Origin of the sequence: Psychrobacillus sp. FSL K6-4046 (assembly GCF_038624605.1) — a bacterium.
Classification (GTDB): Bacteria; Bacillota; Bacilli; order Bacillales_A; family Planococcaceae; genus Psychrobacillus.
Genome location: NZ_CP152020.1, coordinates 3624734 through 3651316, shown reverse-complemented (window position 1 = coordinate 3651316; position 26583 = coordinate 3624734). Strand labels below are relative to the sequence as shown.

The following is a 26583-nucleotide window of genomic DNA, read 5'->3' as shown; positions in this document are numbered from 1 at the left end:
AATTTCTAAAAAGTTATGCACTTATACACATAGTTATCCCTATTATAAAATACTTCTGAAAGTTATCCCCATATTAAGGATTTCACCAAACGTGTGACAAATTAATGTTGTTATATCTTTTTTACTATACAACTTATGAGTTATATGGTTTCCTTATTTATTAGAAGAAACCAGTGGAGGCAAGATGAACGTGAAAAACATGGAATACATTAAGAATGAGCACTTTTTACAAAATATTTATTGCTCTTCCGTAGAAGAAACAGTAGAGGCAAGTTTGTTAGACAATCAGCTATTGTACATGAACCAATTAGGTCCTATCAAACTAGAAGTCGCATCTGACCAGTATGATGATGTGGTTTCACAACTAACAGACCGTTTACAAAATGAAGAGCTTGCAAGAGAAACAGTGAAGCAAGGTGCTTTTACATATAAACAAGTTCGCTATATAGCCCAGGCTGGTCTTGTAGACGGACTAATCTTAGAGGAGTCAGGTCGAGTTCAGCTTCTAAATGAGTCATTAGGAATGAGTGCAGCTGTTGCTTTTGCGCAAAGTACATGGAACGGAGCCACTCGTGAGGAAGCGGTAGAAAATGCGGTGTTCACTGGGTTAAATATAGTGGGAGAAGCAGTAGTAGATGAGGTGCTGTCAAATGACATGCAGGATATTGAACTAGATGACGCTTTTGAGTTAGGGAGTGGCGTCAGGGGGGCTATTCGAAAAAATGGAGCCAAGGTTGTAGCAAAGAAAGCTGCTGGAAAGTTTACTCATAAGGCTATGATTGGCTCATTAGCAGCTAAAAAAACTATTCTATTACTAAATGCTAACGTGGTTACCGGCGCATTAGTAACTGGTATGCTTTCTACCTTAGACATTTCCCGAGCTATAAAAGGTGAGATGTCTAAAACGCAGCTGTTTAAAAACATCACGAAAACAGCTGCAAATGTGGCAGGTAGTATAGGAGGTATGGCAATCGGTGCAGCCATAGGTGCTCTAATTCCATGGGGGAGTACAAGCACTGGGGCCCTAATAGGCGGTATAGTTGGTTTAATCATTGGTAGTATCGTCACATCTAAAATTGCAAGTAAGATTTTAAATCGTTTTATTGAAGACGATGCAAAAGAGATGCTAGATTTATTCGAGGTGCAGCTCGAGCAACATGTATACAACCATTTATTGAACGAAAAAGAACTTCAAAATCTTTTGGATATATTTAAATCGAAATACAAAATCCCTAAATTATTACGCCAAATGTTCAAGTCTAATGATCGTGAACAGTTTGCGAGAGAGATAATTCAAAAGGAGCTTGTTAGCATTTACAGTAATCGTAAAACCTTAAGGCTACCGACTATAAATGAAATCTATAAGGCATTATTAGAAATGAAATAACAAAAGGCCATTGCTGAGAGCTAGTCAGTAATGGCCTTTTGTTATATATATGGATAGAGATTATCGCGACATATCACGATAGCCTCTATTTTTAAACTTCTTGGTTTTTCTCCGTAATTTCACAACCATCATCTGTACAAGTTGCATCTGAATCAGTTTGAATATGTTGAAGAGGAGCGGTTTGATTTTCTTCCTCCCAAACTTTCTTCAATGTTTGGACGAAGGCTTCGTGTGGCTGCGCTCCAGAAATGGCATATTTTCTGTTGAAAACAAAGAAAGGCACTCCTTGAACACCGAGCTGCTGACCTTCTTGCTGATCCATTCGGACTTCTTCTAAATAATCGGAGCTTGATAAAACTTTGCTTGCTTCCTCACGATTTAATCCTACTTCGGTAGCTAAGTCTAAAAGAGTTTCGTGCTCACCTAGGAATTGAGATTCTAAGAAGTGAGCGCTTAAAAGACGTTCTGTTAATTCGCCACCTTTTCCTACCGACTCTGCATATTTCACTAAGCGATGTGCGTCTAATGTATTTGTTTGTTTCATTTCGTCAAATTGGTATGCCAATCCTACTGTTGCTGCATTAGCAATGACCTGCTCATTCATTGCCTTTGCCTGCTCAGGGGACATATTCATCTTTTTAGCAAGCATTTCATGAACAGTTACACTTTTATCGCTTGGTAGATGAGGCTGTAGCTCAAAACTTTTAAAGCTAACTTCTACCTTGTCTTTTTGATCAAACTCCTCTAAAGCCTGCTCTAAACGACGCTTTCCAATATAACAAAATGGACAAACAAAATCCGACCATACTTCAATTTTCATGACTGTTCCCTACCTTCCTATTGATAGAGTTAATATAGCATATTTCATATAAAGAGGGGTCCTTGTTTGCCTAGCAACCTCTTCTTGAGGTTATTTGTTTAATCCATTTGTATAAGGGAATTTAACAGGTAACACACTCTGTTTAAAGGAGAGGATTAATATGAATAAAAATGTCGCAGAGGTTATATTAGACCAGCTATCCCTTTTAGGGGTTAAGCGAATTTACGGGGTGACTGGTGATACTATTATTGGGCTTTTAGACGCAATGGCCAAACAGGATAAAATCCAATTTATTGCTGTAAAGCATGAGTCTGTAGCAGCATTCATGGCTTCGGCGGAAGCAAAGCTGACAGGTAGACTAGCAGTATGTACTTCTACAATGGGCCCAGGTGCAGCCAATCTTTTAAATGGTCTAGGTGATGCATATTCAGACAAGGCCCCTGTATTAGCGTTAACGGGTCAAGCCGAACAAAAAGAAATGGGGACAGACTTTCAGCAATATGTCGATCAGCAGGAGCTTTTTAAGCCATTTGCAGCATACTCTGCAAACTTAAATAGTGAGAATGCCATTGTTGATTTGCTTCAGAAGGCAGCCGAAATTTCTCTACAGCAGAGAACAGTGACTCACATATCGGTGCCTAAAAATTTATTTGAAAAAGAGACTACTGTAAAGGCTAGACAACTACCGAAAGTATTAGAGGGAACAGGCACCTTTGAACTAAATGATTTAGAAGAGGTTGCGGGAGTGATGAAGCAGGCACGTCAACCAATGATTTTGGCTGGTGCAGGAGCAAGAGGGGCAGCAGAAGATATAGCAGAGCTGGCTACTATTTGGGGAGCAGGAATTTTATTAAGTCTAGGCGGCAAAGGGATTTTTGAGGATGCTACACCTCATCTCATCCAAGGGATTGGTGAGGGAGGGAATCCCCATGCCCCAAATGTATTTAAAGATGCGGATGTAGTTCTAATAGCAGGAGCAACATGGTGGCCGGAGGGATATGTACCAGAGGGTGCGACTATTATCCATATTGACCTTCATTTAGAGCATGCCAAGAAACGAGTGGCAGCTGATTATGGGATTAAGGGTAAAACTGAGCAGATTATTCCTCTTCTACTGGAAAGCATGAAGGGTAAACAGAAGAATGAAGAGTGGCTTAATCGTATAGAGGCAGTAAAAGAGAAATGGGCATATCAAAACGAACAGGAAGGTCAAATACAAGGATCTCCCGTTCATCCATCACGAATAGCAAGAGGACTAGAAAATACGATAGCAGACGATGCAATCATTGCTTTAGACACAGGAGACGTAACAGTGTGGATGAATAGGAACTTCCGTCAAACAAACCAAAAGGTTCTCTTTTCAGGGTATTGGCGTTCCATGGGATTTGGGCTTCCTGCAGCAATTGCAGCAAAGTTAGAGCAACCAGAAAAACAAGTGGTAGCCGTGGTGGGAGACGGTGGTATAGAAATGACGTTAGCTGATTTATTGACTGCTACTCGTTATGGTCTGGATATCACGGTAGTAATTTTTAATAATGGAGCACTTCAAATGGAAAGCGATAAGATTCAAGCTGCTGGCAATGAAGAGTTAGGGACACAACTGACTAACCCAAATTTCGTTCAAGTGGCCGAGGCCTGTGGTTGGAAAGGGTTCCGTGTGGAAACGGATGAACACTTAGAAGAAATATTAAGCAAAGCGCTCCAAACTAAAGGACCAGTATTAGTCGACGTATGGACCGAGCAAGCATTTTTCCCAGAAACAGAATAACAAAAAAAGAAGCCCCAGAATAGGGCTTCTTTTTAAAAAGGGAAAATCCACGTCTGCATGTGGTCAGACGTGGATTTAGTCACCAATTAAAACATTGGGAATACGTAAGAGATTAGGAACCAAAGGATACCAAAGAATATTATTAGGTAAGCAGCATACTTGATGAAGGTTGCTCCTACCATCCCAGAATCAGTTCGTTCTTCACGATGTACTTCTACGCGTTTTTCTTCTTCAGCCATGTTTATTCCTCCTCTCACGGTATTTTTGAATATATTTTAATTAGGAAGGTTAATAAATGATTACCCACAAAGAAATTTGAATAAACCTATCGGGGATAGAAATGAGTTGAAGGGCATAGAGTCCTGTATTAAAATGAGGTAAATTGGAGGTAATAAAATGACGACAGCATTGCCGAAATGCCCAAAATGCAATTCCGAATATACATATGAAGATGGCTCTCTTTTAGTTTGTCCTGAATGTGCTCATGAATGGTCCTTAACAGAAGAAGTAGGAGATACAGCAGAAGAGTTGGTGGTGAAGGACTCTAACGGGAATATCCTCGAGGATGGAGACTCTGTTACAGTTATTAAAGATTTAAAAGTAAAAGGGAGCTCTTCCACGCTAAAAATCGGGACGAAAGTAAAGAGTATCCGCCTAGTAGATGGAGATCATAACATTGATTGTAAGATTGATGGCTTTGGGGCCATGAAGTTAAAGTCTGAGTTTGTGAAAAAGAGCTAATATATCTAAAGGAAGTGTGCAAGATGAAAGAGGAAGATCAAATATTTAGAGCATTTTTAAGAAGTCACATTGATTGGTTGTTAGAGGTGCAAATTGCAATAAAAGAAAAAGACCTTGAAAGAGCCGAGGAACTAATAGATAAAGTGATAAAACAAGCCAAGAACACATTAGAGGATTAAAAGAAAAGCTCACTTGAAAAGTGGGCTTTTTATTTAAATCAAGTTTGACAAATGATAGAGGTAGTCCAGTTTCATAATTAAAATCGAACAATATGTCTATATTTATTGGTTTATCCTCAAGAGAGCTGAAATTAATTTTTCTTTATTCTTAAAAAGAATATAATCTCATTGTGCCTTGTGCCTTATTTATCTCGTGTGTGTTCTTCATTAAAGTTAGAAATTAAGAATGTGACTAATGTATCTACTTTTAAAAAAAATATCACTTTATGCAAGCGTTTGCATTATAATGAATATATCAAATACTTCTGATGGGGGTCGGAGAACATGAAGACAAATAAGGAGCCTTGGTGGAAACGAAGTGTAGTTTATCAAATTTATCCACGTAGCTTTATGGATTCAAACGGAGATGGAATTGGGGATATACAGGGGATTATTTCTAAATTAGATTATATACAGAAGCTAGGTGTCAACGTTATTTGGTTGAGTCCTGTTTTCGACTCTCCGAACGATGACAATGGCTATGACATAAGAAACTACCGTACTATTTTAGATGAGTTTGGAACAATGGAAGATTTGGATCAATTGATAAGGGGAGCAGAAGCGAGAGACTTACGTATCGTAATGGACCTTGTTGTTAACCATACCTCAGACGAACATAAGTGGTTTGTCGAGTCCAAATCCTCAAAGGACTCTAAGTATAGAGACTACTATATCTGGAGGGAGGGGAAAGACAATTTGCCGCCGAATAACTGGGGCTCTGTTTTTTCCGGATCTGCATGGGAGAAGGATGAGGCGACAGATTCCTACTACTTACATTTGTTTTCTAAGAAGCAACCAGACTTGAATTGGGAAAACGAAATGCTTCGTAACGATATATATGAGATGATGACCTATTGGCTAGATAAGGGCATAGGCGGATTTCGAATGGACGTTATTAATTTTATCTCCAAGGTGGAGGGACTACCGGATGGAAAGGTTGGACAAGGACAGCTATATGGCGATGGAAGTCCCTATTTTATGAATGGTCCTAAAATCCATACATATTTAAAAGAAATGAATGAGCGTGTTCTTCAAAACTATGATGTACTCACAGTAGGTGAAATGCCAGGAGCTTCTCCTAAGGATGCTCAGTTATATACGAATCCTGCCAATAAAGAAGTGAACATGGTATTCACCTTTGAACATATGGATTTAGACAGTGGTCCTTTTGAAAAATGGGATGCAAAGCCACTGGATTTAGTTGCGTTAAAACACAATCTTGAGAAATGGCAGCATGCACTTCATGGGGTAGGATGGAATAGCTTATATTGGAACAATCATGACCAGCCTCGTGTGGTTTCTCGTTTTGGAAATGACCAAGAATATCGAGTTACTTCTGCTAAAATGCTAGCTATTTGTCTTCATATGCTACAAGGAACTCCTTATATTTATCAAGGAGAAGAACTAGGTATGACTAACGTTAGATTTGATAGTATTGAAGACTACAAGGATATTGAAACAATTAATATGTATAATAGTAAAATAGAACAAGGTATACCAGAAGACACTATTATGCGTGGTATTTATGCTAAGGGTAGAGACAATGCACGTACACCTATGCAGTGGACAAGCGATGGGGGATTTACAACTGGTACCCCATGGATACAGATGAACCCGAATACTACTGAGATTAATGTGGAACAGGCATTAAACGATTCTTCTTCCATCTTTTATACGTATCAAAAGCTTATTGAGTTGAGAAAACAGCACGACATTATAACTTATGGAAGCTTTCATTTGCTATTTCCAAACGATCCAAAGCTTTTTGTATATAAGCGCCAAACCGAGAAGGAAGAATGGCTTGTCATCTCGAATTTCTCAAATAGTACAGAGAAATTGCAATGGACTAGCTGTGAGGTAGATGGTCTTAGTGGAAAAGTAATAATAGCTAATTATGACTCTCTAGAAATAGACGAACAAGGGATAAGTGTACGTCCCTATGAAGCAGTAGTATTAGCTTTTGAAAGGAGATTATAAAGTGAAGAAGGTACTTGGCATAGATATTGGTGGAACCAAAATACGGATGGGCGTTGTGAATGAGACTGGAGAAGTCTTGGCGGATATAACAGTACCTACAGAGCTTCCCTTATACCCATATTTAGAGGAGCAGGTCTTAAAGATAAAAGATCAGTTCCCTGACATCTCAGGGGTTGGCATTGGGACAAGAGGAATGGTAGATGCTGAAACTGGAACAGTCACCTTTGAAAAGGAGCTGCCTGGCTGGGAGGGCACGCCAGTAAAACCGTTATTAGAGACAGCTACGGGACTTCGAGTCGAGTTAAATAATGACGCGAACTGTGCGGCACTTGCCGAGGCACGTATTGGAGCAGGAAGTAACTTTTCAAAAGTAGTTTGTGTAACGGTTGGTACCGGTCTTGGCGGTGGCTTTATATTTGATGGTCAGGTTATGAATGGTGCGAATGGTGGAGCTGGAGAAATCGGACATCTTATTTTATATCCTAACGGGTTAGTTTGTGGTTGTGGACGACCAGGCTGTAGTGAACAATACGTATCAGGAACCGCATTAAAGAGATTGATTAAAGAAGAGCATGTGATTGATCCGACTACAGGGGAATTAGCTAAGCCCCATACTTTATTTAAGCTAGCTTCTCGGGAGATTGAAAGTGCAAAACGTGCAAGAGATCGTTTTATAGCAGACTTTGCAATTGTTCTTTCTACCCTTCAAGCAGTAATTGATATGGATTGTATAGTTATTGGCGGTGGCGTTTCGGAATCTGCCGATGAATGGTGGGACTTGCTAATCGAAAAAGTAAAACCATTAATGCTTAAACCAGTTGAAATTAAACGAGCACAATTTGGTAATGAAGCAGGTATGCTTGGTGCCGCAATGCTTGTTGTGTAAATAAAATGCTTTGTCTCTTCTGGGACAAAGCATTTTTTTAAGAAAAAATGAAGAATCGGTCGGTTAAGTCAAATAATCGGTCGGTCACACCGAAAAATCGGTCGGTCCCGCATTAAATAGGAAATCTCTACTGAAAAATGAAAAACTGTAGCCCCCAACAGGGAGGCTACAGTTTTAATATCCAGGCTTTTTAAGGATCTTAAAGATGTTTCGTTTATAGTCTTCTACTCCTGGCTGATCAAAAGGATTAATGTCCAGCAAGTAAGCACTATACGCACAAGTCATCATGTAGAAATATAATAAGTGGCCAATATGCTCTTCATCTAGCTGTTCCATCGTTAATGTGATTTGAGGAACACCACCATCTAAATGGGCAGAGGCAGTAGCTTCATGACATGCTTTATTGAAATCATGTAACGTCAGGCCACTTAAGTAATTTAGCTCATCACGATTATCCTCCGCTTCAAAGACCGTTAGATCATCTGAAACTTGTTCGACCATGAGGAATGTTTCGAATAGCATTCGCTTACCATCTTGGATGTATTGTCCTAATGAATGGAGGTCCGTTGAGTACAGTACGGAAGCAGGGAAAATACCTTTTCCTTCTTTTCCTTCACTCTCCCCAAATAACTGTTTCCACCATTCTTGGACATACTTCAGCTTCTCGTCAAAGGTAGCCATTATTTCCACAGGATATCCCTTGCCGTATAAATGATTTCGGATGACAGCGTATTTAATAGCCGCATTCGAATGAACATCCATGACTTGAAATTCCTCTTCTGCTTGTTTAGCTCCTGCTATTAATTGATCGATATTATGCCCAGCTGCTGCGATTGGTAATAGGCCAACTGCTGTAAAGACAGAATAGCGGCCACCGATATCTTCTGGTACTACATAGCGTTTGTAGCCCTTTTCCTTCGCAAGAGACAATAAAGCACCTTTTTCCTCGTCTGTAGTGACGATAATGCGAGCTGCAGCCTCTTCACCGTAGCGTGCTTCCATGTACTGGCGTAGGAATCGGAAAGCAATAGCAGGTTCGGTTGTCGTACCCGACTTAGAAATAACATTTAAAGTTACTTCCTTAGAGTCTAAGTAAGTAATCAATTGCTTTAAATAAGCACCACTAACTAGCTGTCCCGCGAAGATGACTTCTAATTGGTTGTCCTTTTGGAATGGAGTAGCGAGTGATTCTAGAACTGCTTTGGAGCCAAGGTAAGACCCCCCAATCCCAATGACAACTAATACATCTGAATTAGAGCGAATATGCTCTGCGGTTTGTTTTATATCTTGTAAAAAAGCTTGCTGAGTGGAGCTTGGCCAATTAACCCATCCTAAAAAGTCAGATCCCAATCCTGTTTTTGACTGGATAAAATCATGAGTAGCCTCTAGTTTGTTATGTAATTCTTCTGTAAGGAGGCTTTGGTAATCCTCTGAGTAATTAACGGAAATTTTCATGAAGTACCCCTTTATTTTACATATTTTAATGACTTAATTTTACCATATCCATTGGGAAAAGTTAAAAAAAGCTATCATTATATTTATTCTTCCTGCTATTGGCCGAGTTGACTCCAAAACTACTTGTATATATTGAGAGTAGAAGCTAAAGAGGAGGATAAAAATGAAGATCCAGCAAATTGACTTGTGGGTATCTAACTTAGAGGAAGTGGTCATCTTCTACCGGGATACATTAGAGTTTCCTTTAAAGTTATGGAAAGCTACCGAGGCCACATTTCAAATTGGAAATAGTTTGCTTAGATTTATTAAGGACAGTGAAGGCAGGGATACTTTCTATCACTTTGCTTTTAATATACACTCAAATATGTTTTCGAAGGCTAAATTATGGCTACAAGAACGTGTAACGTTATCTATAGAGGAAGGGAAGGATGAGGTAGAATATAGTGGTCATTTTATAGCAAGGTCCTGCTATTTTCAGGATCCGGCAGGAAACATTGTGGAGTTTATTGCAAGAGAAGCAATTACACCAAAGTCGAATGCCATGCACTTCACTTCAAACAATGTTATTGAAATTAGTGAAATTGGATTAACTACCCACAATATCATTGAGTTCGCAGACAAAATAATGGAACTAGCGATCCCTTCACAAGATGAAATAATAGTGGATGAACCAGAACATTTAAACTTTATGGGGCATCAGGAGGATGGGGTATATATATTGCTTGGGCCTGTAGGTAGGAGATGGTTGTTTTCGGATAAAAGAGCAATAGCCTCGCCAGTGACAATCTACACAGACAAGGGCATTATAAGTAACGTTTTATAAAATTAGAGGCTAGGATAGACCTGCCTCATTACATAAATGAAGCTCCTTACATCTACTATCTGTAAATGTAAGGAGCTTTTAATATGACCGTATTTACTGGACTTCCATATGTAAGTCTCCAGTTTTAGCCCATCCTCGCTTTTTAAGCAGGTGATAAGCTGTCATAGAGATAACTGCCGGTGCTATAATGCCTAACACGATATACATAAGAAGCACTCCAATACCTTGGTTTGCTAGAACATTTAATGGAGCGATGAATGAATTTAGTCCAAGCCCCGCTAATGTAAATGGTACCTCAAAATTAAAGATTAATATAGCAATCGGAGCACAAATAATTGAGGATAGGAATGGCCCAATTACTAACCGTGGATTTTTCACCAAATTAGGTACTTGAACTTTAGGTGTCAAGAACGATTGTGCAATGTTCGCACCTAAGTCATTTTCTTTAAAGGACATAGCTGTCCATCCTGCAAATTGTGCTGTACACCCGATTAATGCTGCGGCACTAGATACTGGGTCTAGTTGTAACGCAATGGCGATTGCTGCTGAGGAAGCAGGAGACATGAGGAAAATACTCCACACCAGTGCAATAACAATCGATCCAAGTAAAGGAGATCCAGAAACAGAACCAGCAATAAACTCACTTAATTGCTGTAACAAAGGGGTAGTGACAGCTGCTAACCCAACCCCCGCGACACCACCTATAAGGATGGCGCAAAAAGGAATCGCAAGCATATCAAGCTTTGTTTTTCCTGCAATACGTTTTCCTACCCAGATAGCAACCACGGCTGCAAGTACTGCACTAATTGGTTGTCCTGTTGTCAAAACCCATAATCCATCTTGTAGTATGAGAGCATTCGCTCCAATGGTACTACAGGCCATCGCACTAAAAATAACTAATGTATTCCCTCCGAGCTGATAAGCGATACCTGCACCAATTGCTGGAGCAAGCATCAATTGAGCAGTTTTTCCAATAGCGATAAACCCTTCCCAGCCTGTAAACGTACCAATAGTTTCAATAAGTAGTCCAATTCCTAAAGTGACAAGAACTGCGTTTGCTAGTCCTTGAGAACCTCTGTACATTCGGTCGATTAGGTATGTCTTAGTTGCTTGCTTCATGGTGATTCCTCCTAGTTATATAATATATCGCATAAAATATACCGAACGTATTAAAAATAAATAGTCCTTATTTGGACTAACGCAATACATTATATGTGAATAACAAAAAAATATTATTCTAACCTTTTAAATTGTTATAATATTAATATAATTTATAATGACAGTCAATACTTATTTTTAAATAGATAAGCTTTGTTAAAGTTATTGGTTGTTTTTGACTAACCATTCTTTTTATAGTGACTGTAAACATAAAAAAAGGACGTTCAAATGGCTATTAAGAACATAAATAGATGATGAAATTGGGGTTGGTGACAGTCTTTCGCTATGTTTATGTGAATAAATTTGTTAGCGCTTTATCGATGCTAAAGCTGTTCTCATTTATTGATTGGAGCGCCAGACGGCGACTCCTACGGGATGAGGGAGACAGATAAGACATCACAACCACGCGCGTAAGCGATGGGTGATGGCTTATCGCTCACCCCGAGGAAAGCGTCCGGCTGGTGCGGAAATCAATTCTACTCTCTGATCTAAGATTTCTTTGCATCATAAATCAACCCTACCCTTTAACATAGCCAATAGATAAAAGGGCTTCTCCTACAGAGAGCCCTTTTGAGATTAACTTTTAGATTGTTCCAATTTCATGACACCTACTACATAAGAACATTTTCTAGTATAACGTCAAGAATGATTCAGGTGAATGGATTAAAAAACCTTCCATTGTTAATAAAAATAAATAAAACCATTAATAAAAATAATGAAGATGATATTAGAATAGCGATCAAATCTCTTTTTCTGAACTCCTTTAAGCTAAACCAGGAGCGAGTTTTAAATTTACCGAAACCTCGAAGATCCATTGTATTGCTGACTGTTTCAATACGTTCCAGACTAGAAAAAATAAGTGGCATTATAATAGAGCCAGCATTTTTTATTCGGGTAAATAGTTTTTCATTATTAGACATGTCCACCCCGCGAGCCTGCTTAGAACGAGAAATGGTTTTAAAATCCCTTTGTATATCAGGGATATAGCGTAGAGCAATAGAAACCGAGTAGGCAAGTCGATAGCTTACACCGATGCGGTTTAGAGAAGCTGCAAACTCACTTGGATGTGTGGTGACTAAGAACAAAAGAGCAGGAGGGATTACTGCAAAATATTTCAATGTAATATTTAACTGGTAAAACAATTGCTCCTGCGTAAGTGTATAGCGCCCCATGGACCCAGTAATAGGGTGGGAGGTACCATAAATAGTTGTCCCATGCTGAGGGGCGAACAAAAATATGGCTATATTGTTTAATAATAAAAACACGAGGATAAAACCAAGCACTAAGCTGATATCCTTTAATTTAATATCCGATATATAAAATAAAATAAAGCTACCGAGCAACAGCACCATTAAAACTCTTGTGTCATACGTTAACATGGCTGCAGTGGACCAAAGTAGGAAACAGATTAGCTTGGTTGAACCTGTTAGGCGATGGATAATAGAGTCACGATCAAGATAGCTTAGCAGTTCGTTGCCCATTAAATCGCACCTCCCGATCATATTGTATAAATTGCTCTACAAAATCAGAGGGATGCTCAATTTTAAGCTGCTTAGCAATCTCATATAAGGAAGATTCCTTTAAGTTAGCCTCTAGAATTAAAGAGGGATTCGATAGGATATGGGCTGGTGAGTCATCCACTAATATCTTCCCCTCTGTTAACACGATTGCGCGGTCTGTATATTCCGTCATTAGGTGCATATCATGGGTAATTAATATAATGGATGTACCCTTCTTCGTTAAATCTTCTAAGAACGTCATTAGTTCTGTAGTATGCTTGTAATCCTGCCCCGCTGTAGGCTCGTCCAATAATATAATTGGGGGCTCCATGATGAGGATAGAAGCAATTGATAAACGTTTTTTCTGCCCATAGCTCAAGGCTGCAATCGGCCAGTTTCTGAAAGGGTATAATCCACAAGTCTTTAATGTTTCCTCCACTCGTCTGTTAACTTCCCTATCTGATATTCCAAATTGAATAAGTCCAAAAGCAACTTCATCGAAAACTGTTTGCTTAGAAAACATATGGTTTGGATTTTGGAGGACAAAGCCTACACGATGAGCTCGTTCCTTGATAGAGTCGTTAATCGCATTAAAACCCTCGAAATATATAGTGCCTTCAGTAGGTCGTTCAAAACCACAGATAAGAGATGAAAGGGTAGATTTACCGGCTCCATTGGCTCCGATAAGGCTAATCATTTCTCCTTTATGTAATTGGAAAGACACATTTTTAATAATGTCTAAATGATTCCCGTAGTGGAAGCTGATGTCATCAAGTGTCAGGACAGGCTCATTTTTATACCCAAGCTGAATTGGAGAGCATCTTGCATCGCTAAATGTTTTTAGCTTCTGCCGGAAGGAGTCATTTACAATGCTGTCAACCTTAGTTAGATTGGGGTGATCATTCAATTCACATCCAGCATATTTTAAAGCTTTAATGTAAAGTGGTTCTCGTATCCAATTATCCGTTAATAACGATCCTGCCAATAGCTCATTGGGGCTGCCGTCTGCAACTATCTGACCGTGATTCATTAATATTATGCGATCGATAGGTTCTGACAAAACATCCTCTAATCTGTGTTCTACAATGATAATCGTTTTGTTGCTATCTGCATGAAGCTGATCAATCAGTCTCATTGCTCCCTTCCCAGAAGCAGGATCAAGGTTAGCAAGAGGTTCATCAAACAATAGAATATTCACATCGTTTACTAAAACGCCAGCAAGAGCGACTCGTTGTTTTTGACCGCCCGAGAGCTCATGAATCCGAGCATCTAAATGATTGGACATTTTTACTAAAGAGGCTGCTTTTTGAACGCGTTCATGCATTTTTTGTGTGGGTACAGCATTATTTTCTAGGGAAAAGGCTATATCCTCGCCGACAGTAAGGCCAATAAACTGACCATCCGTATCCTGGAGTACCGTACCAACCTCCTGTGAAATGGTAAAGAGATCAAGCTCTCTGGTCTCTCTCCCATGAATGGTAAGGTTTCCTGTCATACTGCCTTTATAAGCAAAAGGGGCAAGCCCGTTCAGGCAATGAACGAGCGTGCTTTTCCCAGAGCCGGATGGTCCGACAATAGCTACTTTTTCCCCTTCGTAAATCACTAAGTTGATATCGTGCAAAGTAGGTTCGGATTGACTATTATATTGAAAGCTAAAGTGTTTAAATTCGATGACTGGCTTTTTCATGTAAATCTCCTTATCTACTTATTCCTCGTAGCTCAGGCTTCCTTTTTTAGTTCTTGTCTTTGCATACGCAGTAAGCAATAGTGTACCTAGAATTGCAACTGTAATAATATTAGAAGCAGCAGCGACGATCCCTTGTGTAAATACTTTATTTGCAGGCTCTGCATAAATAAGAATGTCCAATAATGGAGCTATTAAAGCCCATGCAATTACTTGAACAACGATTTGAACAATGTTAAATAATATAATGTGTTTTTTACCAAACTCTCCATCCTCAAAAGAAAACTTCTTAAAATATAATCCGATACCTAATCCAACAAATGCGGATGAAATGACCCAGCTCCACCATATAGAACCATAAGAAGTAAGGTCGTTTAAAGCATGACCAAATAATCCAACAAATAAACCCGCTATCGGTCCAAAAATAGCTGAAATGAGTGCTAAAAAAGCATAGGATGTTTGAATTGTCGTATTAGGTATACCGGTAGGGACTGCAGCAAATTTAGCTAGAATTAGGAACACAGCTGTTCCGATACCTATTGCAACAACCGTCCTAGTTGAAAAGATAGATTTTTTCATTTCATTTCTCCCCCTATATATTTTATTGCCAGTCATCCAATTAAGTGATTGTAATAACAGCTTTCCGAATCGTTATTTCTGTATTAGCACCTGTTGAAATCTTATAGGTATCAGCGAAGGAGCCTTGATTTAAGGCAATTCCTATATTATCAAGAGAATTCACATACATGAGTGCATCCCCTAACTCTGCGGCAGCGAAAGAACGACCATACGTAACTTCTCCCTCATAGGCTACCTCTCCGTTAATAGAAAGCGAAACGTCAAATTTATCTCCATATTCTACATTCAGCTGCTTAAACTGTAGACGATGAATATTAGTCCAAAGATTGCCGAATGGCCGATCGATGACATCAATGACACCTGTAATCGAATTATTTTCAATAACTGCCTCCTTTAATGGCAGTTCCACGATAAAGGATGTAGGGATAGAAGGTCCGACGTCCTCCATATGAATGTCACCAGAAGCAAGTCGTGCCCCTGTATAGGCAAAAATGTCACGTCCATGAAACGTGTGAGATTCTCCAGAATTCGGTAGGCGGTTTTTTGACTCGTCAATTTCTCTCACTTCTTTAATACCAATAAATCGATTAATGTGGGTTAATGTGCCATTGTCTGGGGTGACAATATATTGATCGTTTACGGTCTTAGCAACTACACTTCTCCGGTCCGAACCAACACCAGGATCTACTATGGAAACAAATACTGTATCACTTGGCCAATAGCTGATGGTTTGTAAGAGACGATAGGACGCCTCCCAAATATTGTACTGAGGAATCTGGTGTGTCAGATCAAATAGCGGAAGTCCACGCTTCACACTATTGGCTACCCCGTGCATAGCGCTTACTGCACCGTCGTTGATACCAAAATCTGATTGAAATACTAATAAACCTTCTGTCATGTTAAAACACTCTCCTCATTATTTTTGGAGGAGAGCGAATTAAAAAACTCGCCCTCCTCAATCATTGGATTGAAAAGGACGAGATACTCGTGTTACCACCTTTATTCACTACTTATTCACATAAGCAGCCTCAGCAAGTACAGAAATTCCGTTAATATGAAATTCTAGACTGTGGTGTGGATAACGGGTACCAATCCCGCTAGCATCTCAGGCGCAGGTAACTGCACGTTCAATGTAGTGCTCAGAGGCCATTGTTCAAATGGTGTTTTCTGCTTCTTTTCAGCTACCGAAGCTCTCTTTGAAGAAAACCACTCATCTTACTTTTTCTCTTCATCGCATTAACTTATTATAGTGAATTTACAATTAATTCTGATAACTGTCAAGCGTTTTTTAAAGTTCCTTTATACTTTCTTCCTGTGCCTTTTCCCATTCCTCTCTTAAAATACCCATTCGAATGGAATCATAGTAAACACCATTATATAAGCGGACTTTACGAATTCTTGCCTCCATAGACATTCCAAGATTTTCTCCGACCCGAATCATCCGTTTATTACCTGACCAGGTCGTATAGCCTACCCGGACAAGTGGCATTGTAGTAAAAAGGTGGTTCATCCAAAGTCTCATAGCGCGGGTTCCTAGCCCTTTACCCCAGCTTGGAGCTTCATGAAAGCCTATACCCATCTCAAGCCATTTAGAAGGTTCATGCTCCCAATAATATGACACAATCCCACGCAATATACCATCTACTTCAATCCCCCAAAAGCTTTTACTGTCCACGTAGGATTCTGCTTTTTCCATAAAAACATCATATGGAGTTGGCTTATAGTCGTAATAGGGTGCATCCCATTTTTTCCACTCCGGCTCCTCATCTTTACACATTAATTCCCATAATCTAGGTAAATCTTTGTACTGAATTGGTCGTATGATTAATTCTTGATCTTGATACAAGTTGTATTCCTCTTTTCATTTTAGGTCTATTTTTTCTGTTTGTATTGAAAAGAGAAATGTTAGAAGTCTACTTTTCAATCACCATTAGTTTGTTTTTCATTCTCTATCAGTCCCTTCGATACTAGTAAACTAATTATATAATAATTTTAGAAAAATGAAAAAATAAAAAATGTATCGTGGTATAATTTTACTAACTGAATAATGAAAGGGGATAGTTCTATGTTTTGTACATTAGCTTTTATAGAGGTGAAATGTAGCTAAATAAAAAGGAGAGTCAAAATGAAATTAGAAACTGAGAGATTAGAAATTATCCCTTGTACGGAAGAAACTGCTCAAATAGCTGAAAAGCAGAGCTATGATAATGGACCACAGATTTCTATGTCTTTAGAGATGCTTAAAGCTGATCCTACCTCATTGGGTTGGGGAGCGTGGCTGGTGATAAAGAAAAGTGATGGTCAGGTCATTGGGGATATTGGTTTTAAGGGAAATCCTAATGTAGATAAACAAGTAGAGGTTGGCTATGGTTTATTAAAGGAGTATTGGAGTAAGGGCTATGCAACAGAGGCAGTAGGCGCCATCATTCAATGGGCTTTTGCAACCGGTAAGGTGGATGCAATTATTGCTGAAACACTTTCCGATAATCTTGGCTCCATGCGTGTATTAGAAAAGCTAAATATGCAAAGAGTAGGAACTTCTGAGCAAATGGTCAATTGGAAATTGGTGAAATAAAACAAAAAATCCTGTGATAAAAACACAGGATTTTTTATAAATATATGTATTAATTTCTCAAGGCTTTTCCTAGCTCCTCAATCGAGCTAACAATGACGCCGTTTTGCTTGATCAGTCCAATAACAAACAAGTTGCGGTACATAAATTGATTTTCGGTTCCATCTTCAATTAATGCGTTTATTTTTTTCTTATTTTCTCGACCTTGTTGGCGCGTATCGGTATAGAGTGCATAAATTGGACGATTTAACATAGAGAATGCACCAATTTCTGCTGCAACACCAGAATCTATTTCAACTCCATCAATTACGGCAACAAGGAAGTCACTCTTCTTCAGGGCATCGATGTCTGCACTAGCGATAAGCAGGCTATCTGCATAGGCCATTTTATCATTAATTGCTGCATTTTCCTGTGGTACATATAAGTCAACGCCTGGGAGTGAAGCTCGAATCTCCTTTGCTACTAGTTCATTTACTAAACGATCTCCTAATCCAAATAATCCATTTGCTAAATAACCTTTTTTCATCATTCATCCTCCTTTTCCATCTTTCATTGTAGGGAATTTTATATGAAATGCATAGGTAAAAAGGAAATAAGATTATTAAAAGAAAATATTAAAAGGAGAAATGTATATGCATAACAAAAGATTATATTTTATAAGACATTGTAAGGCGGAAGGACAAGAAGAAAATGCTGTTTTAACATTGGAAGGTGAAGCAAGTGCTAATGATCTTGTATCTGTATTAGAAAAATTACAGATTGACTATTTGATCTCTAGTCCATTCCAGCGAGCAATACAAACAATCCATCCGTTTTCTTTTCATGCAGGTTTGCAGATACATACCCATGAAGGGTTAGGCGAGCGTATTTTAAGTAAAGAGCCTATGGATGATTGGCTAGTGCAACTAAAGAAGACTTTTGAAGATAAAGATCTTACCTTTCCCGGTGGAGAATCTAGCCGAGAGGCGCTAGGCCGTATTTTGAATGTAGTAAATGAGGTGTCAGGTATAAAGGGTGTTAAAAATGTGGGAATAGTGTCTCATGGGAATATCATGTCTCTATTATTCAATCATTTTGATAGTACATTTGACTTTGACGAATGGAGTCGCATGAAAAATCCAGACATTTTCTTGCTAGAAGGCTCAAATATTAGTCGTGTAGAAATAGAAAAAATCCTGTCTAATTAAAGGCAGGATTTTTGTCATAATATAATATGCTTTTAAGATTCTTTACTGCTTGAGGAGCTTGAAGGTATACGAATATTGCTCATTTGACGTTCTTGTTCTTGCTCAGCGATTATATCGTTGTCCTCAGCATTATCACGCGTAACCTTTTGGGTAAGGATTGCCCCTACTGCTACTAAAATCATTACTGCAATATAATATCCTTTTTCGTTTAGCTGCAAATTATCTGCATTGTATAGCCCGATACTAAACATGACGACCCCTGCAAAAAAAGTGAAATAAGCTAGCACCGTAAAAGCCATCGTATTTCTTCGTCTATACCTCTTTGTATTCATGACATACGCCCCTTTGTATTGGTTTTAATTGTTATTATATGAATTATATTCTAGCATGAAAGAATAATAGTGTAAAATATTCTAAAGTATATGATTATTGTTAAAGGTTTATAATTAGACATATTTCGTTATTATTCTCTAGCTTTAGAAATATAGTCAGATGCCAGCACTTGGCAAGGTATAAATAAAATAATAGGAGATGGAAAATGAAATATAGCATACCGGAATTAGCAGAAATACAAACACTAACATCTAGAATAAATACAATTCAATCATTACCAGATAATCCTATGGGAGCAGAGCGAATAGTAAAAGGCAATACCCATGCTTTTGCTGTGAAGGAAATACCGGGACCTGCTTTTAATACGGTGAGAGGATTAAATAGTTACGATTTAAAATACTTAGATGAAATCCTTTTCTTTTATAAGGAGCTATCTGTTTCTTTTCGAATAGAGGTTACTCCACTGAATAGTTCTGATCAACTGTTTCGCAAGCTATCAGATATGGAATATTATCAATCTGGTTTTCATTCCTCCTTTATAAGGTCTGTCTCTAGTAGTAAAAGTGGAAGTTTGTCGACAACTATCGAAGTTCGTCCTCTAAAAAAGGATGAATTTGACTTGTTTTCATCTATCTATGTAAATGCTTTCGGTCTGCCAACTTTTATACAAGACGGGATACAGCAAAACAACCAAATATTATATGACGTGCCGGGCTGGAGTTTTTACTTAGCACTTCGACAAAATGTCCCAGTAGGCATTGGAGTTTTATATGTGGAAGGGGAACTTGCCACCTTGGCAGCTGCCGCAACTCTACCAGCTTATCGGGGAATGGGAGTGCAACGTGCACTGCTAAATAAGAGGATAGAGAAAGCGGTGGAGCAGGGTGCAAAGTATATTACTAGTGAGGCTGTTTTCGGAAGTAGTAGTCATCGAAACATGGAACGTCAAGGGATGAAGTTAGCCTATACGAAAGCTATATGGACAAAGCGCTAAGGGAGTGATGGGCATGTTTTATCGAAGAAAGTATTATCGTGTAAAGGAAGAATTTGTGGAGAGCTTCAACAAGCTATTCAACGAAATTAATTTGCCGAATCAGTTAAAGCATGGCTCTCGCTTAGTAGGAAGATGGATGACGGCAACAAAAGACGATTTAGTCGAGATTTTTGCCATTTGGGAATATAACAGCTACGAGGAATATTTGCAAATAGAGGCTGCAGTAAGAAGTGATCAGCCACATGTTGCAAGCGTTAAAGGATGGTATGAACAATATGGTGGCAAGGAGTATGTTCAAGAAAATTTTTTAATAGAAGTAAAAGATGAAAGAATAATATCAACGGTAGAGAAAAATTATGACTAAAATGCTAGCTGCTTTTCTAAGAATGGGTTTAGGAATTGCCTTATTTCCATTAACCATATGGAATATAACCATGAATCACAAAAATAAAATAAATCCTCCAGGCAATATTATTAAAACTAAGAACTCTAATATACACGTTATATTGGAAGGAGAGGGGCCAGATGTAGTCATATTAGAAGCGGGATTAGGCTCTATCTCTATTGACTGGTCCGAAATTCAGCCCAAAGTTTCTAAGAGTGCTAAAGTATTGTCCTATGATCGAGGGAATTACGGGTGGAGTAAAACAAGACGACAAACTCTAACTGCACTAGATTATGTAGAGGAGTTAAAGGAGCTGCTGGAAAAGTTAGATCTTCAACCACCTTATGTTTTAGTAGGGCATTCCTTTGGAGGGCTTATCATGAGGCTATACGCAAGTTTGTATCCAGAACAGGTGAAGGGTCTACTCCTAGTCGATGCTGTGCATGAGAACCAGTATGCTCCTGGTAACCAAAACAGAGGATTTAAACGGTTGGCGACTTTTGGGTATGTGACTTCTCTTATTGGTCTGCCTAGAATATTAAAGAAAAAGGCAGGAAGAAAGTTTTTGGCTGGAGAGAAAAATCATTATTTAAATTATACTGGATATACAATGGGCGCGTATCAAACGATTTATCAAGAGTATAGGGATATTGCCATTTCAGCAGATCAATTAAAGAATGCAAAGCCCCTTTTAAATGACTTGCCTGTCACTGTATTAAGTTCTAATAATCCCGAGAAAAGATGGGTTCAACAGCAGCTTTTGTTATCCAAGTTAACAGCCAGGACAGAGCATATCCAAACAGATAAAGGTCACTCTATTCATTTAGAGGATCCTTACGTAGTTACCAATGCTATTATCAAGTTATTAAACACAGGAGAATCCAAAAATGTTTAACGTACAACAGATTTTAACAAAAATAAAAAGCTTAAACCGTCCTTTTGTTTTAGGGGTAGACGGGTTAAGTGGGGCAGGAAAGACTACTTTTACGGATCAACTAGCTCAAGAACTGGAGGAGGCGGGTCATAAGATTGTTATTATCCACCTTGATGATTTAATAGAAGTTCGAGAAAAGCGTTATAACACCGGGCAACCAGAATGGTATGAATACTATAGCATGCAATGGGATGCTTTATACATTCAGGAAAGCTTGTTTAAGTCAATTCATGAGAAGGCAAAGGTTCTTCAGCTTAAATTTTATAATGCCCTAGAAGATCAGTGCTTATCAAAGGATATCCCCCTGAAGGACTGTACAGTTCTATTAATTGAGGGGGTATTCCTTCAACGCAAGGAATGGCGTAGTTTTGTTGATTATTTAATCTATTTGGATTGTCCGAGAGAGATTCGAAACGTACGGGTGTTGAAGCGAGATTCTTATATAGGAGATATGGAAGCACGACTAAATAAGTATGAGCGGAGATATTGGAAGGGTGAAGAGTTTTACTTAAGGGAAGAAAAGCCATTGGAACAAGCAGATCTAGTTTTAGATGTAGAAAATGCTTCTATCATAAAAAATGTGCAGCAATAATAACGTGTTGCGTATATACGTTAACGCTAAATAGAAGGATACAAAGCTAGTCTTGTAGAATAATATTTAAAATTTAATTTTACGAGGGGGATGAAAGTGTTTAACGAGGTTAAAATCGAACAGTTAACATCTACCGTAGAACATATGGAGGAGCTTTCTGAGCTACTAATACAAGTGGTAGAAGACGGTGCCTCTATTGGCTTTTTGCCTCCAATGGAGCTAGCGGATGCCATGGATTATTGGGAAGACGTCTTAACCCCTGAGGTTATCTTGTTTGTTGCAAAAAGGAATAATCGTATTATTGGTAGTATCCAGCTCCACCTCTGCAGTAAACAAAATGGTATGCACCGTGCAGAGATCGCTAAACTCATGACTCATCCCCATTACCGTAGAAATGGAATAGGACGTCAGCTAATGGAGAAAGCAGAAAATAGAGCTGCAAGAGAGGGTAGAACCTTAATAGTTTTGGACACAAGAGAAGGGGATGATTCAAACAATTTATATAATTCTTTAGGATACATACAGGCTGGCAAGATTCCTGGTTATGCCAAATCTGCTAATGGGGAAATGAGTGCAACGATTTTTTATTACAAAAGAATAGAGGAATCTATTTAATACCAATGAGATAGATTATCTCTAATATTATACTTCAAAAAAGCTTCGGAAATTTTACTGTATGTAAAATTTTTGAAGTTTTTTTGTGTTAACATATATACATTTTTCAGCAATTATCAAAATTAGATGAAAAAATACCTTTTAGGGAGATATAAGGTTCCATTAGCCTGTCTATTTAAGTCGAAAATAAGAATATTTTGACTATTTTTGTATTATTCTAAGAAGTTTTATCGAATAGATTGAAATGAATTGAATCAAAAGTATAATAATCTTAATCTTCTGTTAAAAAGCAAAGAAATTTAACAGAAGTAGAGGTGAAATAGTCTATATACCTATAGAAAAGGAGGGTAATTAAGTAATTAGGTTCATTGTCTACGGTACTTTTGTCTTAAAAGAAGAAAGTGACTGGGGGGAAGTGAAATTCGGAAAATAGTAGTGGTTATTACATTTATACTACTGGTTTTTGTTGGTTCTAGCTACATCTCGGCAAGTAGTATTAACTATTTTTCTCTAGGAAATTGGTTTGTCAAAGTTCAGGAAGTGAAGGAACAAAAAGAGGTTGACGAGTCTATTAGTAATTCGTTAGTAGGATATGAAGTGATTCTTAAAGACTCTTTACAGTATCTAACTGACTCTATTCAAGAAAACCTTTTAGAAAAACAAATCTATCTTTCTAAAAAAGAGATTACAAAAACACAAGGAGAATTTAAGAGTGAGTTAAGTGAAGTTGTAAGCGATCTTGAAAACATGAATTTGGATGAACCAACTATTGAGAAGGAACTGGAAGAACAACTGGAACTAGATATCGAAAATACGTTTAAAAAAGTACTAGAAGGAATTTAAATAAACTATTAACTACTACTAACTAAAAGGGGATATTTAGGATGATGAAAACAGTTAAAGGGAAAATAATAACAGGAACAGTGGCTGTTACATTACTTGTTGGAGCGTGATCTGCATTTGGGGCATCTAATGCTGGAGAAATGCTACAAAATTGGTTTAATACGCAGTTTGGTGCAGCTACCGAGGAGTTTGATGAGACGGTAGGTGGATATCAAGACGATAAAACATTAGTAGCATCAACTCAGTACGGGGCTTTAGAGGCGAAAGCTACCAATAAGATTGGTGAATCTCAAGAAGACTCTACTGCAGGTGCTGCTTCTAAGATTGATAAAGACTTGCAAGAGCATAAGGCAGCTTTAGAGGCGAAAAAAGTAGAGCTTACTAATTACACTAATGCTGAGTTCACTAAAATTTATGAGGCAGAAAAAGAGAATATACGTCTTCTCTGGTTAGAGGCAAATCGAAAAGCAGAAAGAGATATGGAGGCACATACGATAGCCGAAGGATCTGCTGCTTTAGATACATTAAATGCTGAATTAGAAGCTGCAACAACAGCAGCACTTTCTGAGCTAGAAGCAGCAATAGAAGCTTCCAAGTCAGGTCTTCAGGCTACCATTGACAATCATGTGGATACTAAAACGGATGATTTGAAAGGAAAAATAGATAAAGAATTAGCAGACTTTACGCTTTGGACACAAATGATGACTAACTTCATGATTCAGACCCAAACAGATGCAATAGAAGCAGCTGCCAAAGATTTAGAGACAGCAGCGTTAACTTCTATGCAGGATTTAGTAAATGGGATAAATGAATAGGAACTCGGTAAGGTTACCAGGTTAGGGAAGATTACACCTTAAGATGGAGGATGTGAAATGAAGAGATATTCTAAATATGTTCAAAAATATAAGGTGGTTCTCCTTGTCTTTCTTATCCTGTTTGCTATGGCGATAGGAGGGGGTATTAGAACCGCTTTTGCTGATCAAGACATTGCGCTTATGATGAGTAATTGGTTTAACAAGAAGAAAGAAGCTTCCGTAGCAGATATAGAACAAGCGATTACAAAGGAAAAACAAATTCTTTTAAATGACCTTGAAGTTTCTTTATCTAGCGAAATGCAGAAAGCGGCAGACCAATTAATATCGTTTGCTAATCTTGAAAAACAAAATAGAATAGTATCTCTAAACGAGTATGCTGAGTCCTTGAAGTCTCAGATGAAAATAGACAACTCTGAACAGGAGAAAGTTATTCGGAATAACCTGGATGCTATTATTGCACACGCAAAGGCTCAAATGGATGGACAAGCTAATGAACTAACATTACTTCCGATTCCTCCTGTAACGGAGGAAAAAGAGAAAGAAGCTCCTAACGTTCCATTAGAGAATGAAGAAGAGCAAGGAAAAGGGGAACAAGAAGAGCATCCTAATAATACAGATCAGGAAGGAGAAAAGAAAACAACCCCTATAGATGATAAGGATAATACAGTGGATCCGATAGTAGGAGCTGATCAACCAAAGGTAGTTGATATCTATTCCATTACAGATTGGTTTAACCCACCTAATATACAAGGTATTCTAGTTGAAGAGATTGAAATCCCAAATGGCGTATTTTCAATTAATAATTCATTTTCCGATATATTAATGAATCCTCAAGCTGCGGATTCTATGAGAAGTATACTTCGGGGAATTGAAAAGCACCCACAATTCGCTGAAATCCAATATAAGTCAATAGATGAAATGTCTCGAATATGCCCTGCTTTGTTTAACGAAACCATTTTATATATGCTTAACAAATCGCTTGTTCAAATAAAAATATAATAAAAAAATTACGAGTGCTAGGTTAATCAGCAATTAGAATTGTTGATTAACCTGGCACTCGTTTCTTTATAGCGTAAATTAATTTACCCTATAAAAATATAATATTGCTTTTTAAAGTAATTTAAATTACTATTAAAAGTAATTGAGGGGGGATAATGTGGAAGAAATAAGATTAAATGTTGCTTTACTTCGAAGAAAGGTGCCAAACCTAACGACTGCAGCTAAATCTATTGGAATACGTCCTGCTACAGTTTCTAACTTATGCACTGGGAAAATCGATTTAGGAAAAGCAGAGGTAAAGACTCTTGTTGGTTTAGCTTCCTTGGCAAATTGCACGGTAGATGAATTAATCATTAGGGGGGAGAAAAAAGACATGATTGAAACTCAAATTAAAGCATTGGACTTTTTTGCGCCATTAGTAAAAGGAGGCACAACGGGCTTGGTTGCTAGACCTGGAATGGGACAGCTAGTAATACTAGCCGAGCTCATGCATCGTTTTAAAGAAAGTGGTTTTACTTCCGTGTTTTTATTGCCAAAAGAAGAGCATAGTGAATTAGAGGGGACCACGGAGTTAGCTGATATTGTAACTACTTCTATAGAGGAAGCCTATCAAAAGCTCGCACACATATCTGGGGAAGCAGTTTTTATTACTGATAGAAGCTATATTATTTCGGGGGAACTATTAGATTTGCAGGAAAAAATTCTTTCGGACAATATAGAGGGTATTACAACTATTTTAGTCGACTTATCAGGAGATGTAGTGGATGAAGAAATGCCATTTGGACCATTAGAAACGGTTTGGCAGTTAGATGCAGACCTTGCAACTCGTCATATGTATCCAGCTATTCATCCCATTTATTCGACGTCATCGATAATGGAGGGAACGGATGTGGACCAACGTCATTTTGGTTTAAGACAACGCGCCCAAAAGCTACTACGACGTTATAGAGAATTACGTTCTATTGTAATGGTACATGGGATTCAAAAGCTTCCGGAAGGGGAGCAAACAACCTATGATCGTGGAGAGAGGTTAGAGGCATATTTGACGCAGCCATTCTATGTTGCGGAAAAATTCACTGGTCCAGGAGAAGTTGTTTCTATAGAACAAACGTTGAATGATGTGGAAGCAATTTTAGAAGGAAAACAAGATCAGGAAAGTGTAGAGAAGTTAAAGTTTATTGGGTGCTTGAGCTAAATAAAAATAGGTGAGAGATGTAAATGATATAGTCATTTGCATCTTTTTTTATTTGGGTGGTTAATCGTCGGTCTAAACCAAGCGTTAGCTTATTTGTTTAAGAACAGGAATTCAGGGAAAAACT

29 protein-coding genes and 1 other annotated feature are annotated in these 26583 nt (G+C 38.2%); of the genes, 18 read left to right on the top strand and 11 right to left on the bottom strand.

All coding sequences use genetic code 11. From position 1 onward, the window contains the following. The first annotated feature begins 190 nt into the window (after positions 1-190). Positions 191-1387, top strand: coding sequence for a hypothetical protein (locus MKY09_RS17965; RefSeq protein WP_342567249.1), 1197 nt, complete (start codon positions 191-193; stop codon positions 1385-1387). A gap of 91 nt (positions 1388-1478) precedes the next feature. Here the strand turns inward: MKY09_RS17965 and MKY09_RS17960 are convergent, their stop codons facing one another. Next, positions 1479-2207, bottom strand: coding sequence for a DsbA family oxidoreductase (locus tag MKY09_RS17960; protein ID WP_342567248.1), 729 nt, complete (start codon positions 2205-2207; stop codon positions 1479-1481). Positions 2208-2367: 160 nt separating this feature from the next. Here MKY09_RS17960 and MKY09_RS17955 point away from each other — a divergent pair, with 160 nt between their 5' ends. Further along, the gene (locus MKY09_RS17955) at positions 2368-3975 is read left to right on the top strand and encodes a thiamine pyrophosphate-binding protein (RefSeq protein WP_342567247.1); all 1608 of its coding nucleotides are present in this window, start codon (positions 2368-2370) and stop codon (positions 3973-3975) included. An 86-nt stretch (positions 3976-4061) separates the two neighbouring features. Here MKY09_RS17955 and MKY09_RS17950 read toward each other — a convergent pair whose 3' ends face one another. After that, a complete protein-coding gene (locus tag MKY09_RS17950; protein ID WP_169358358.1) occupies positions 4062-4214 on the bottom strand; it encodes a hypothetical protein in 153 nt (50 codons plus the stop codon). A gap of 157 nt (positions 4215-4371) precedes the next feature. Here MKY09_RS17950 and MKY09_RS17945 point away from each other — a divergent pair, with 157 nt between their 5' ends. The 4 genes from MKY09_RS17945 to MKY09_RS17930 all read left to right on the top strand — a co-directional run bounded on the left by MKY09_RS17945 (position 4372) and on the right by MKY09_RS17930 (position 7797). Next, on the top strand, positions 4372-4716 hold the full coding sequence (locus MKY09_RS17945) for a zinc ribbon domain-containing protein YjdM (protein WP_251553218.1): 345 nt from the start codon (positions 4372-4374) through the stop codon (positions 4714-4716). Between the two features lie 23 nt (positions 4717-4739). Further along, positions 4740-4895, top strand: coding sequence for a hypothetical protein (locus MKY09_RS17940; protein WP_251553221.1), 156 nt, complete (start codon positions 4740-4742; stop codon positions 4893-4895). 324 nt (positions 4896-5219) lie between these two features. Continuing rightward, entirely contained in the window at positions 5220-6911 is a 1692-nt protein-coding gene (locus tag MKY09_RS17935; protein ID WP_342567246.1) for an alpha-glucosidase, read from the top strand. Between the two features lies 1 nt (position 6912). Next, a complete protein-coding gene (locus MKY09_RS17930) occupies positions 6913-7797 on the top strand; it encodes an ROK family protein (RefSeq protein WP_169358361.1) in 885 nt (294 codons plus the stop codon). Positions 7798-7971: 174 nt separating this feature from the next. Here the strand turns inward: MKY09_RS17930 and MKY09_RS17925 are convergent, their stop codons facing one another. After that, complete coding sequence (locus MKY09_RS17925; protein WP_342567245.1) at positions 7972-9252, bottom strand: glucose-6-phosphate isomerase; 1281 nt, start codon at positions 9250-9252, stop codon at positions 7972-7974. 163 nt (positions 9253-9415) lie between these two features. On the opposite strand from MKY09_RS17925, the gene MKY09_RS17920 reads away from it, so the two are divergent. Then, a complete protein-coding gene (locus tag MKY09_RS17920) occupies positions 9416-10075 on the top strand; it encodes a hypothetical protein (RefSeq protein WP_342567244.1) in 660 nt (219 codons plus the stop codon). A 93-nt stretch (positions 10076-10168) separates the two neighbouring features. Here the strand turns inward: MKY09_RS17920 and MKY09_RS17915 are convergent, their stop codons facing one another. From MKY09_RS17915 to MKY09_RS17890, 6 genes are all read right to left on the bottom strand, one after another. Then, positions 10169-11194 (bottom strand): PTS sugar transporter subunit IIC, encoded by a 1026-nt coding sequence (locus MKY09_RS17915; RefSeq protein ID WP_251553225.1) that lies wholly within the window; start codon positions 11192-11194, stop codon positions 10169-10171. 689 nt (positions 11195-11883) lie between these two features. After that, positions 11884-12714: an energy-coupling factor transporter transmembrane component T gene (locus tag MKY09_RS17910; RefSeq protein ID WP_169358365.1), complete on the bottom strand. Its 831-nt coding sequence runs from the start codon at positions 12712-12714 to the stop codon at positions 11884-11886. Then, positions 12686-14419, bottom strand: coding sequence for an ABC transporter ATP-binding protein (locus MKY09_RS17905; protein ID WP_342567243.1), 1734 nt, complete (start codon positions 14417-14419; stop codon positions 12686-12688). The genes MKY09_RS17910 and MKY09_RS17905 overlap by 29 nt, the downstream gene beginning before the upstream one ends. An 18-nt stretch (positions 14420-14437) precedes the next feature. After that, positions 14438-14995: an ECF-type riboflavin transporter substrate-binding protein gene (locus MKY09_RS17900; RefSeq protein ID WP_340881488.1), complete on the bottom strand. Its 558-nt coding sequence runs from the start codon at positions 14993-14995 to the stop codon at positions 14438-14440. 40 nt (positions 14996-15035) lie between these two features. Then, on the bottom strand, positions 15036-15893 hold the full coding sequence (locus tag MKY09_RS17895; RefSeq protein WP_342567242.1) for an S-adenosyl-l-methionine hydroxide adenosyltransferase family protein: 858 nt from the start codon (positions 15891-15893) through the stop codon (positions 15036-15038). A gap of 71 nt (positions 15894-15964) precedes the next feature. Further along, positions 15965-16236: a binding site (T-box leader), on the bottom strand. 47 nt (positions 16237-16283) lie between these two features. Continuing rightward, complete coding sequence (locus MKY09_RS17890; RefSeq protein WP_342567241.1) at positions 16284-16841, bottom strand: GNAT family protein; 558 nt, start codon at positions 16839-16841, stop codon at positions 16284-16286. 279 nt (positions 16842-17120) lie between these two features. Here MKY09_RS17890 and MKY09_RS17885 point away from each other — a divergent pair, with 279 nt between their 5' ends. Beyond that, positions 17121-17570 (top strand): GNAT family N-acetyltransferase, encoded by a 450-nt coding sequence (locus MKY09_RS17885; RefSeq protein WP_342560023.1) that lies wholly within the window; start codon positions 17121-17123, stop codon positions 17568-17570. Between the two features lie 49 nt (positions 17571-17619). Here MKY09_RS17885 and MKY09_RS17880 read toward each other — a convergent pair whose 3' ends face one another. Next, positions 17620-18096 (bottom strand): nucleoside 2-deoxyribosyltransferase, encoded by a 477-nt coding sequence (locus MKY09_RS17880; protein ID WP_342567240.1) that lies wholly within the window; start codon positions 18094-18096, stop codon positions 17620-17622. A gap of 103 nt (positions 18097-18199) precedes the next feature. Between MKY09_RS17880 and MKY09_RS17875 the strand changes: the two genes are divergently transcribed. Then, positions 18200-18754, top strand: coding sequence for a histidine phosphatase family protein (locus MKY09_RS17875; RefSeq protein WP_342567239.1), 555 nt, complete (start codon positions 18200-18202; stop codon positions 18752-18754). Positions 18755-18786: 32 nt separating this feature from the next. Here the strand turns inward: MKY09_RS17875 and MKY09_RS17870 are convergent, their stop codons facing one another. Continuing rightward, positions 18787-19086: a YiaA/YiaB family inner membrane protein gene (locus tag MKY09_RS17870; RefSeq protein WP_169358373.1), complete on the bottom strand. Its 300-nt coding sequence runs from the start codon at positions 19084-19086 to the stop codon at positions 18787-18789. Between the two features lie 206 nt (positions 19087-19292). On the opposite strand from MKY09_RS17870, the gene MKY09_RS17865 reads away from it, so the two are divergent. From MKY09_RS17865 to MKY09_RS17825, 9 genes are all read left to right on the top strand, one after another. After that, positions 19293-20081: a GNAT family N-acetyltransferase gene (locus tag MKY09_RS17865; RefSeq protein ID WP_340881501.1), complete on the top strand. Its 789-nt coding sequence runs from the start codon at positions 19293-19295 to the stop codon at positions 20079-20081. A 13-nt stretch (positions 20082-20094) separates the two neighbouring features. Next, positions 20095-20445 carry an NIPSNAP family protein gene (locus MKY09_RS17860; RefSeq protein ID WP_340881503.1) on the top strand — a complete coding sequence of 117 codons (351 nt, stop codon included), beginning with the start codon at positions 20095-20097 and terminating at the stop codon, positions 20443-20445. Beyond that, positions 20438-21361 carry an alpha/beta hydrolase gene (locus MKY09_RS17855; protein WP_342560020.1) on the top strand — a complete coding sequence of 308 codons (924 nt, stop codon included), beginning with the start codon at positions 20438-20440 and terminating at the stop codon, positions 21359-21361. The genes MKY09_RS17860 and MKY09_RS17855 overlap by 8 nt, the downstream gene beginning before the upstream one ends. Continuing rightward, on the top strand, positions 21354-21992 hold the full coding sequence (locus tag MKY09_RS17850) for a kinase (RefSeq protein ID WP_342567238.1): 639 nt from the start codon (positions 21354-21356) through the stop codon (positions 21990-21992). The genes MKY09_RS17855 and MKY09_RS17850 overlap by 8 nt, the downstream gene beginning before the upstream one ends. 90 nt (positions 21993-22082) lie before the next feature. Continuing rightward, on the top strand, positions 22083-22607 hold the full coding sequence (locus MKY09_RS17845; protein WP_342567237.1) for a GNAT family N-acetyltransferase: 525 nt from the start codon (positions 22083-22085) through the stop codon (positions 22605-22607). 435 nt (positions 22608-23042) lie between these two features. Next, positions 23043-23450 (top strand): hypothetical protein, encoded by a 408-nt coding sequence (locus MKY09_RS17840; protein ID WP_251553232.1) that lies wholly within the window; start codon positions 23043-23045, stop codon positions 23448-23450. Between the two features lie 140 nt (positions 23451-23590). Then, a complete protein-coding gene (locus tag MKY09_RS17835) occupies positions 23591-24265 on the top strand; it encodes a hypothetical protein (RefSeq protein WP_342567236.1) in 675 nt (224 codons plus the stop codon). A gap of 57 nt (positions 24266-24322) precedes the next feature. Then, positions 24323-25264 carry a hypothetical protein gene (locus MKY09_RS17830; protein ID WP_342567235.1) on the top strand — a complete coding sequence of 314 codons (942 nt, stop codon included), beginning with the start codon at positions 24323-24325 and terminating at the stop codon, positions 25262-25264. Between the two features lie 157 nt (positions 25265-25421). Continuing rightward, positions 25422-26459 carry a hypothetical protein gene (locus MKY09_RS17825; protein ID WP_169358382.1) on the top strand — a complete coding sequence of 346 codons (1038 nt, stop codon included), beginning with the start codon at positions 25422-25424 and terminating at the stop codon, positions 26457-26459. Positions 26460-26583: the final 124 nt, after the last annotated feature.